The organism is Anabaena cylindrica UHCC 0172, assembly GCF_034931625.1.
GTDB classification, from domain to species: Bacteria; Cyanobacteriota; Cyanobacteriia; order Cyanobacteriales; family Nostocaceae; genus Anabaena; species Anabaena cylindrica_A.
Genome location: NZ_JAYGGY010000078.1, coordinates 185,734 through 195,863, shown reverse-complemented (window position 1 = coordinate 195,863; position 10,130 = coordinate 185,734). Strand labels below are relative to the sequence as shown.

Sequence of the window (10,130 nt, the reverse complement as noted above, 5' to 3'; positions counted from 1 at the left end):
CTACGTTACGGTCAGTATGACATAAGTCCAAGTTTGACCCGTTTGCAGTATAAAATGTAGAAGCATAGTTATCTATCTCAATGGAAACCGTACAATGTCTGATCAGTTTTCTCCAGAAATTAGCGATCGCATCTGCAAACACATGAACGAAGATCATGCCAATGCGGTTGTTATCTATGCCCAGGCTTTTGGTAGTGCCAAAAATGCCACAACAGCCCAAATGCTCTCAATAGATGCCGAAGGCATGGATTTAACTGCACAGGTGAACGGAGAAACAGTACCAGTTCGCATTCAGTTTGATCATGTTCTCTCAGATGCGGAAGATGCTCACCAAACCCTAATTGCAATGGTGAAGCAAGCGCGGGTTAAGTAGTACCGAGTACCGAGTATTGAGTACCGAGTATTAGCCCATAGTTAAAACTAGGGGATAAAAATAAGAAGAGAGTAGGAACAGTCTCAAGTACTAATTTTCTGGCTTTTTTGGATCATTAACAACTCAATTGTTAAGTGATATTACGAAGCTTGGAAAAATATTGAGAAAATGCGCGTCAGCCAAACATGGCTCTAAGGTAGAACCTATTAGGATAGACTTGAGGCAATAAAATGAATAAAAATAATATTCAAAACTATCGGTTTGTCTGCACCTTGACATTTGGTGATATTTACGGTCAAATCATTGTTTGGTTAATTACAATTACCATTAGTTTGGCATCGGCTTTGGCGCTAATGGGTGCAAGAAGACCTGTATATGCTTTAGCTACAGTGGGACTAGTCGTTTTTCTCACATTGCCTTTCTTGCTTTTTGCCTTTGTGACGACATTGTTAAATCATATTGAATTAACTGCTATAGAACCAGGGACAAAGACTGAACCTATACCTGGTAACATTTCTCAGCAACAACCAGTACAAGCCACTAGTTGAGAAATGGGTGATTGATGATTGGTATTCAGAATAAATTGAGATAACATCCCTGTCTAGAGGCGGGGTATTTTTTTTGCAATGTGAGTTAAATTTATGTTAGAGCATGATGTAATTATTGTTGGTGGTGGTTTGGCAGGATGTCGGGCTGCGTTAGAAATCGCCCGCACTGACCCTAGTTTAAATGTGGCAGTAGTTGCCAAAACCCATCCGATTCGTTCTCACTCTGTTGCTGCCCAAGGTGGTATGGCGGCATCTTTGAAAAATGTTGATGATGAGGATAGTTGGGAAGCGCACGCTTTTGATACTGTCAAGGGTTCTGATTATTTGGCAGATCAGGACGCTGTGGCTATTCTCACCCAAGAAGCGCCTAATGTGGTAATTGATTTAGAACACATGGGGGTTTTGTTCTCCCGTCTTGCTGATGGTAGGATTGCTCAACGGGCTTTTGGTGGACATTCCCACAACCGCACTTGTTACGCTGCTGATAAAACTGGTCATGCAATTCTGCACGAGTTGGTGAATAATTTACGGCGTTATGGTGTGCAGATTTACGAAGAATGGTATGTAATGCGCCTGATTTTGGAAGATGGTCAGGCTAAAGGTTTGGTGATGTTTCACCTGTTGGATGGGCAAATTGAGGTGGTTAGGGCTAAGGCGGTAATGTTTGCGACGGGGGGATATGGTCGCGTTTATAATACTACTTCTAATGATTATGCCTCGACAGGTGACGGTTTAGCAATGACTGCGATCGCAGGTTTGCCTTTAGAAGATATGGAATTTGTGCAGTTTCATCCCACCGGTTTATATCCTGTAGGAGTGCTGATTTCCGAGGCTGTGCGCGGGGAAGGGGCGTATTTGATTAATGCTGGGGGCGATCGCTTTATGGCGAATTATGCCCCTAGTAGAATGGAATTAGCTCCTCGTGATATTACCTCAAGAGCCATTACATATGAAATTCGTGCCGGTCGCGGTGTCAATCTCGATGGTAGCCCAGGCGGACCCTTTGTTTACCTCGATTTGCGTCACATGGGTAAAGAAAAAATCATGAGTCGCGTTCCCTTCTGTTGGGAAGAAGCACACCGTTTAGTAGGTGTTGATGCCGTCACTCAACCCATGCCAGTCCGTCCCACAATTCATTATTGCATGGGTGGTATACCAGTTAACACTGATGGGCAAGTCCGCAGCAGTGGAGACGATTTAGTTGATGGCTTCTATGCTGCTGGGGAAACCTCTTGCGTTTCCGTTCATGGTGCCAATCGTCTCGGTAGTAATTCCCTATTAGAATGTGTAGTTTATGGCAAGCGGACAGGGGCAAGTATAGCCAGATATGTGCAGAACCGCAAATTACCATCTGTAAACGAGCAAAGTTATATTAGCGAAGCAAAGCAACAAATTCAATCTTTATTAGAACAACCAGGTAAATATCGAATTAACCAAATTCGCCAAGAATTTCAAGATACAATGACGCAATATTGTGGAGTATTCAGAACAGAAGAATTAATGCGAGAAGGGTTGGAGAAACTTGAAGTATTACAACAACAATATCCACAGATTTATTTAGATGATAAAGGCAGTTGTTGGAATACAGAATTAGTAGAAGCTTTAGAATTGCAGAGTTTAATGGTAGTAGGAAAGACAATTTTAGCATCAGCTTTAAATCGTCAAGAAAGTCGCGGCGCACATTTTCGGGAAGATTTTCCAAATAGAGATGATAGTCAGTTTCTGCAACACACAATGGCTTATTATTCACCTGCGGGAATTGATATTCAATATCGTCCGGTAATGATTAATATGTTTGAGCCAAAAGAGAGGAAGTATTAGAAACTTCAAAGTTCAGGAATATTGTGATGATGAAATAAAAACAGAAGAATAGTCAAAAAAATTAGTAAAAATGGAGTATAATGGATTAAAATTAGCAATTTATCTTTATACTCCATCATATTTTCTATTCAGTCTATAGAGTGTTTAATCATGACACCAATTACCTATCAAGTTGAAGCATTTTGGGATTCAGAAGCAGAGGTTTGGGTTGCAACTAGCGAAGATGTTCCTGGTTTGGTAACAGAAGCTTGTACAATTGAAGTCTTGACAGAAAAATTGCGCGTCATGATTCCTGAACTTCTGGTATTGAATAAAATTGTAACTCCTGATTATTTCGGTTCTATTCGCTTTGAGTTAATCAGTCATAGACAAGAGTTGATACAGGTGGCTTAATAGATGAGTACATCCTTTACACCTGAATTGAAAAAAGTGCTTTCTGAAGCAGGTTGCTATTTTGAACGTCAAGGCAAAGGTGATCATGAAATTTGGTATAGTCCTATTACAAAGCGTCGATTTGTGGTGGATAGCTGTATTAAGTCTCGTCACACTGCTAATGCCGTTTTGAAACAGGCTGGACTGCCTAAATCTTTTTAAAATGGATAAATTAAATGAGTATCCCCAATTAATCAAGAGAATTTTAACTGAATATGTAGAATTATGCCAGCAACATCCCCAAAAAGATATGGAAACATTATTTTGGTTGTAGATGAAGAAAAACGTAATTACATCTGGATGAATCTTGGTTGGCAAAATGGCGAAAGAATTACAAGATTTCAAGAATTTTGTGTTTATCAAAAAATATTTCTTCCTGAAAATAACTTAATCCTACTCATCCTGATCCAGATATTGTTATCATAATTGATGGAATTTGCAGATTAACAAGATGTCGTGGTAATCAAAAATATTTAATCTCTTAATCCTGTAAATCCTTAAATCCTGGATATCCTGATTCAGATATTTTCACCGTTTAATTAAAAACCCCTCCTCTCCGCGCCTTTGCGTGAAAAAATCAACTTCCATAAACACACAAATAGCCTTAAAGTAAAAATAAACATCTACCATTAATAGACTATGCTTACCCAAGAAAAAAAACAAATCGACTGGAAACCCATCATCAAAAAATTTATTGCAATTCTTGGTGAAAAAGGAGTAGTAAAACGCCGAGAAGAACTCCTCACTTATGAATGCGACGGCTTAACCAGCTATCGCCAAACACCCCCAGTTGCGGTTTTACCCCGCACCACAGAACAAGTAGCCGAAATTGTCAAAATTTGTAATCAATACTCTGTCCCCTTCATTGCGAGGGGTTCTGGAACTGGTTTATCTGGTGGTGCTTTACCATCAGAAGATTCGGTTTTAATTGTCACATCTTTAATGCGGCAAATCATCAAAATTGATTTAGAAAATCAGCTTGCTGTCGTTCAACCTGGAGTCATAAATAGCTGGGTGACACAAGCAGTTAGCGGTGCTGGTTTTTATTATGCACCAGATCCTTCTAGCCAAATTATTTGCTCAATTGGTGGAAATATCGCTGAAAATTCAGGTGGAGTCCATTGTTTAAAATATGGTGTCACCACTAACCACGTTTTGGGTTTAAAACTTGTGATTCCTGATGGTTCAATTGTTGATGTTGGGGGACAAATTCCCGAAATGCCAGGTTATGATTTAACAGGTGTATTTGTCGGTTCAGAAGGAACTTTAGGAATTGCGACAGAAATCACTTTACGAATTCTTAAAAGTGCCGAATCAATTTGTGTGCTTTTGGCAGATTTTACCAGTGTTGAAGATGCCGCCGCAACTGTTTCGGATATCATCAGCGCGGGAATTATTCCTGGTGGGATGGAAATGATGGATAATATTAGTATTAACGCCGTTGAAGATGTTGTTGCTACAAATTGTTATCCTCGTGATGCAACGGCAATTTTATTAGTAGAAATTGACGGTTTAGAAGTAGAAGTTAAGGTTAATAAAAAGCGAGTAGCTGAAATTTGTCAAAAAAATGGGGCGAGAAATATTACTACTGCTAGTGATCCAGAAACAAGATTAAAATTGTGGAAAGGACGAAAAGCGGCTTTTGCTGCTGCTGGACATTTAAGTCCAGATTATTATGTGCAAGATGGGGTAATTCCTCGGACTCAGCTACCTTATGTATTAAATGAAATTGAGGCTTTAAGTCAAAAATATGGTTATCCGATTGCTAATGTCTTTCATGCTGGAGATGGTAATTTACACCCTTTAATTTTATTTGATAATTCCGTGCATGGTGCATTGGAAAAAGTGGAAGAATTAGGAGGAGAAATTCTGAGATTGTGTGTAAAAGTAGGTGGTAGCATTTCTGGTGAACATGGTATTGGTGCTGACAAAAAATGTTATATGCCAGATATGTTTAGTGAAGCTGATTTAGAAACTATGCAATGGGTTCGGCAGGTTTTTAATCCTCAAGGTTTAGCAAATCCTGGAAAGATTTTCCCCACACCTCGCACTTGTGGTGAAGCAGCAAAGGCTTCAATTCAGCAATTTCCGGGAGTGGAGAGATTTTAATTGGCAAGGTATAAGCTAATACAATTTATTCGAGTAACTAAAATCAATATTTACGTAGGTTGTATCGAAGCTTTGGTTGGGTTGCACTGTGGCTTAACCCAACCTACATTTTTTATTTTTAATGAAAAAAATATTGATATCATTACATAATCCTGATAAATCTAATTTGATTTTGTAGTTATATATATATGATCAAACTAAGTCTAGTTACCAAATGAATAGGGTGTTACGCCGTTGTTTTTTGTTATTTTTGTGTTTAGGATTTGTATTTAGTTTAACAGAATTGCCAATTTCTTCAAGTTTGATTTCTTCCCAAAAAAGTAGTTTAGTAACTACAGAAATTCGTGGCGTTTGGCTGACTAATGTTGCTAGTGGTGTGCTTTTTGTTCCTTGGGGTATTGAACGAGCGATAAATCAATTAGCAGCACTCAATTTTAATACAATTTATCCGGTAGTCTGGAATAGAGGTTATACTTTCTACAAAAGTAATATTGCTCAAAATATTACAGGAGAACAAGTTCAACCTTTGATGAATTTATTACATGGAAATGAAGATGTTTTAGCAAAGCTGGTAAAATTGGCAAAAAATAAAAAGTTGAGTGTTATTCCTTGGTTTGAATATGGGTTAATGACTCCACCTGATTCTGCATTAGCAAAGTTATATCCTGAATGGTTAACAATTGGGCAGGAAGGGATAAATTCTGTTGATGAGAATCTACCAGAAGAAATTAATAGTGGTGTGTTTAATCGCCAAGCTTGGCTAAATCCTCTGCACCCGCAAGTACAGGAATTTCTCAAAAGTTTAATTTTGGAAGTTGTTAAAAATTACAATGTAGATGGTATTCAAATTGATGATCATTTTGGAATGCCTGTACAATTTGGGTATGATGATTTTACTATTGAACTTTATCAAAAGGAACATTTAGGTAAAAGTCCACCGAGTGATCCTTTTGATGCCAAATGGATGCGCTGGAGGGCAGATAAAATTACTACTTTTATGACCAAAATTAATCAGGAGGTAAAGGCAATTAAGCCTTATGCTAGAATATCTCTTTCTCCTAATTCACAGTATTTTGCGTATAAATATTATTTGCAGGATTGGGAAAATTGGGTGAAGAAAGATTTAATAGATGAGTTGATTTTACAGGTATATCGAGATGATAAAAAATCATTTATTGCGGAAATAGAAAAACCTGCTATAAAATTGGCTTTGACTAAGATTCCTGTGAGTATTGGTATATCAACGGGAACTTTAGCGAGTCCTGTGGATATTAATAGCATTAAGGAAAAGGTGCAAATTGCTCGCGATCATAATTTTTTTGGCTTTTCTTTTTTCTATTGGGAAAGTTTATGGAGTTACATGACACCCGAATCACCACAAAAACGGCGTAAGGTTTTTTCTGAGATGTTTCCTACTCAAGCTTTCAAACCTTTAAATATAAAAAAGATGTGATGCAATTAGCGGTTAAAAAAACTAAATTTAGTTTTTTGTCATTTACTTTCCTGTGGACTTTTGCGACTGTGATCGGTTTTTTGTTAAGTTTATTTTTGATTGAGATTGGTGAGAAAGAATATATTGGTGTGATTGAGTCTATGGTAGGTGGATTAGCGATCGCACTCCCACAAAGCTATATACTCAGACAGAAGATTTTTCCCTTAGGCTGGATCTTCTCAACTCTCTTAGGCTGGGTGCTAATTGTAGCTATTGGTATAGGTGCTGTAGGTTGGTGTGTACCGTCAACAGAATTGTTACCTATGAGAATCTTCTTAGGAATTATTTCGGGAGGTACTGGCGGTTTCGTCATTGGACTGACACAATGGTGGTTAGCAATCCCCCAATCAGTTCCTTGGACATGGTGTTGGATGTTCGTAAGTTCGGCAAGTTGGGCAGTGGCTGTACCTCTTGGTTCAATTTTAGGACTATTTTTACGCCGCTGCACACGGTTATTTTTAGGGGAAGTTGTCGGTTTAGTTCTTACCTGGCTGGTAGTGGGAATTTTGACAGGAATCAGCGCCTACAAATTGTTTAGAATCACGCCCAAGTCCTAACTCTCAATGTATACTAAAAACGGGTTAAAAGTGTCATTCTGAACGAAGTGAAGAATCTCCGAGATACTTCCCTGCACTACGTTACGGTCAGTATGACATAAGTCCAAGTTTGACCCGTTTGCAGTATATTCATAGGGTAGGGATAAATTCATAGAAGTATGAAGAATTGTAACAAATATGAAAGATTATACTAGTTTATAATTCAGTATATGCAAGAATCTTAGAACATTATTAACAATAACTTCAGTATCAGCCCATTAACAGCATTATAGACGTATTTTAGGCTGTTACTAGGAATATTGGTGAAGTTTACTCCTATTAACTGGCTGATATTTTCGATTCATAACTAGAGAAAGATATAAAAATCCATGAATAAAATCTGAAAAATACTTTAGCTTTAGGCGCTAGGGATTATTTGTCACCAAAATTAATCCCAAAAGAACGCCTAGAAGAGTCAGCAACACCTAAATATGGACTCTCGCATGAAAATAAATCCAGTTGAATCAATTTCCAATTTGACAAACTCAGTACCTCAGCAGGTTTTTTTCGGTACAGAAATAGATGAAAAAAGTAGTAGCGAGCAATTTCTACTCAGTATGTACGATTCTGTGCAGACATCTATATTTATCGTCGATGTTCTAGAAGATGGGGATTTTCGCTATCTAGCACTTAATCCTACCCATGAAAGGTGGCTAGGGATTCGCTCAGAAGAACTGCGGGGTAAAAAACCAGAGGATATTCTCTGTGCCATTGATGCGGCTAGAGTCCGCCAGCGTTATAGTGATTGTGTGCGCTTTGGCAAAACAATTTCCTATGAGCAATGTTTGCAATTTCAGGGTTTAGATACTTGGTGGAGTACAACCTTAACACCGTTGCGAGATGCAGACTCTAAGATTTATAGACTGATTGGCACTAGTAGCAATATAACCCCCTCAAAACTAGCAGAACAAACGGGAATCAAACAAGCAGAACGAGAACGTTTGCTAGAAGCTATTACCCTGAGAATTCGCCAGTTTCAAGATTTAGAAACGATTCTCCAGCAGACAGTTAAAGAACTGCGCCATTTATTAGAGAGCGATCGCATTTTAATTTATCGCTTTGAGCCGGATAATGGTGGTGTGATCATATCTGAATCAACAATTACGGCTGGTGATCCCCTACTAGGAAAAAAAATCAAAGATCCCTGTTTTGATACCAAACATCGGGAACGTTACAGACGTGGTTGTATTCATGTGGTTGAAGATATTTATGCCACCGGATTGCATCCTTGTCAACGAGATTTTTTGGCTGCCATGCAGGTACAGTCTAATTTAGTTGTACCAATTTTATGCCAACAAACATTGTGGGGACTTTTGATTGCTCAACATTGCCGAGAAAAGCGACAATGGCAACAGGGAGAAATTGATTTATTCAAACAAATAGCTGTTCAACTTGGTATTGCTGCTCAACAAGCAGAACTGCAACAACAGGTAAAATATCTGCAAGAGCAACTAGAATTACAAAAGCAACAGCACGCATTTCAGTTCCATCAGGTGCAGAATTTTCAAGCACTGTTACGACGGCTGACTGAACAAATCCGCGATAGTGTAGATGTTAACCAAGTGCTGCAAACTGCAACCCAGGAATTAGGGCAATTATTGCAACTAGAGCGATGTCAAATCGAACTGTATAGCCCTTGCCAAACTTCAGCTACAGTTATTTGTGAATATAGTTCTAGTTCACCTCATTGTCAGGGATTAATGAGGGAGATTGCAGACTTTCCTGAAGTATATCAGCCATTATTGCAAAAACAACCATTGCAAACTGTGGAAATTCTACCGGGAAATTATCTACAAGTACAGGTTGTTTCCCAATTAGCTTGTCCCATTTTTGATGTTCAGGGAATTTTAGGCAACATTTGGTTAATTAAGCCAACAGAGACGATATTTGAGGAATTAGAGATATGCTTAGTACAGGAAGTTGCGAATGAATGTGCGATCGCAATTCGCCAATCTCAACTCCAAGAAACAAGCAAAGCACAGGTAAAAGAACTAGAAAATCGAGAACGTCACAAAAACGAATTTCTCAAAACCCTTTCTCAAGAACTCCGCACACCCGTAACCAGTATTAGTCTTGCTGCTCAAACTCTAGAAAGTCTGCTTACCCCAAACGGTATTCTCGATCTAGAATTAGTACCGCAACTGTTGCAGATTTTACATAATGAATGTGGACGAGAAAGCAAATTAATTAATGATTTACTCACCCTCACCTATCTCAAAATTGAACCAGAACCCCCGACATTAATCGCCATTGACTTACAAACCTGGCTAACTCCCATTGTCGAGTCTTTTCGAGATGTTACCGATTGTCAGAAACAAAACTTAAATCTGAGTATTGAGGACAAACTTCCGCTTTTAGAAACCGATATCACCGATTTTGAACGCATTATCACAGAATTGCTCAATTATGCTTGCAAATCCACCCCCGCAGGTGAATCAATCACCGTCTCCGCTGACTTGAATGCAGACACAGTTGAATTAAAAGTCACTCATTCTGGTGTAGAGATTCCCAGTCATGAACTAACACAGGTTTTTCAGCCATTTTACCGCTTTCCTAACAATTCTCCCTGGAAATCCACCAACACCGGACTAGAACTGGCTTTAGTGAAAGCAATGATTAAACGTTTAAACGGTTCAATTTATGTCGAAAGCAGCGATAATCAAATCACTTTCACAATTAGATTCCCGCTTTAACCACTAAGTTAGTGGCGAACTGCTTGCAGCAGCGCTAGTTCCCTCCGGGACGCAATGCGTTCGCTA

Annotated in this window: 10 protein-coding genes; all 10 read left to right on the top strand. The window is 38.7% G+C overall.

Annotated features, from left to right (window positions below):
- The first annotated feature begins 94 nt into the window (after positions 1 to 94).
- The 10 genes from VB713_RS14850 (at position 95) to VB713_RS14805 (ending at position 10,064) form a co-directional block, all read left to right on the top strand.
- On the top strand, positions 95 to 373 hold the full coding sequence (locus VB713_RS14850; protein WP_323312285.1) for a DUF2470 domain-containing protein: 279 nt from the start codon (positions 95 to 97) through the stop codon (positions 371 to 373).
- A 230-nt stretch (positions 374 to 603) separates the two neighbouring features.
- Positions 604 to 921, top strand: a complete 318-nt coding sequence (locus VB713_RS14845) for a hypothetical protein (RefSeq protein WP_323312284.1) — start codon at positions 604 to 606, stop codon at positions 919 to 921.
- A gap of 93 nt (positions 922 to 1,014) precedes the next feature.
- Entirely contained in the window at positions 1,015 to 2,742 is a 1,728-nt protein-coding gene (locus tag VB713_RS14840) for a succinate dehydrogenase/fumarate reductase flavoprotein subunit (protein WP_323312283.1), read from the top strand.
- Between the two features lie 150 nt (positions 2,743 to 2,892).
- Entirely contained in the window at positions 2,893 to 3,135 is a 243-nt protein-coding gene (locus VB713_RS14835; RefSeq protein ID WP_323312282.1) for a DUF1902 domain-containing protein, read from the top strand.
- Positions 3,136 to 3,138: 3 nt separating this feature from the next.
- Positions 3,139 to 3,336, top strand: a complete 198-nt coding sequence (locus VB713_RS14830; RefSeq protein WP_323312281.1) for a type II toxin-antitoxin system HicA family toxin — start codon at positions 3,139 to 3,141, stop codon at positions 3,334 to 3,336.
- Positions 3,337 to 3,399: 63 nt separating this feature from the next.
- Entirely contained in the window at positions 3,400 to 3,600 is a 201-nt protein-coding gene (locus tag VB713_RS14825; RefSeq protein ID WP_323312280.1) for a hypothetical protein, read from the top strand.
- Positions 3,601 to 3,813: 213 nt separating this feature from the next.
- Positions 3,814 to 5,283: a glycolate oxidase subunit GlcD gene (glcD, locus tag VB713_RS14820; protein ID WP_323312279.1), complete on the top strand. Its 1,470-nt coding sequence runs from the start codon at positions 3,814 to 3,816 to the stop codon at positions 5,281 to 5,283.
- Between the two features lie 214 nt (positions 5,284 to 5,497).
- Positions 5,498 to 6,736 (top strand): glycoside hydrolase family 10 protein, encoded by a 1,239-nt coding sequence (locus VB713_RS14815; protein ID WP_323312278.1) that lies wholly within the window; start codon positions 5,498 to 5,500, stop codon positions 6,734 to 6,736.
- On the top strand, positions 6,736 to 7,332 hold the full coding sequence (locus VB713_RS14810; RefSeq protein ID WP_323312289.1) for a hypothetical protein: 597 nt from the start codon (positions 6,736 to 6,738) through the stop codon (positions 7,330 to 7,332). Before VB713_RS14815 ends, VB713_RS14810 begins: the two co-directional genes overlap by 1 nt.
- Before the next feature lie 482 nt (positions 7,333 to 7,814).
- Positions 7,815 to 10,064: a GAF domain-containing protein gene (locus VB713_RS14805; RefSeq protein ID WP_323312277.1), complete on the top strand. Its 2,250-nt coding sequence runs from the start codon at positions 7,815 to 7,817 to the stop codon at positions 10,062 to 10,064.
- Positions 10,065 to 10,130 lie beyond the last annotated feature (66 nt).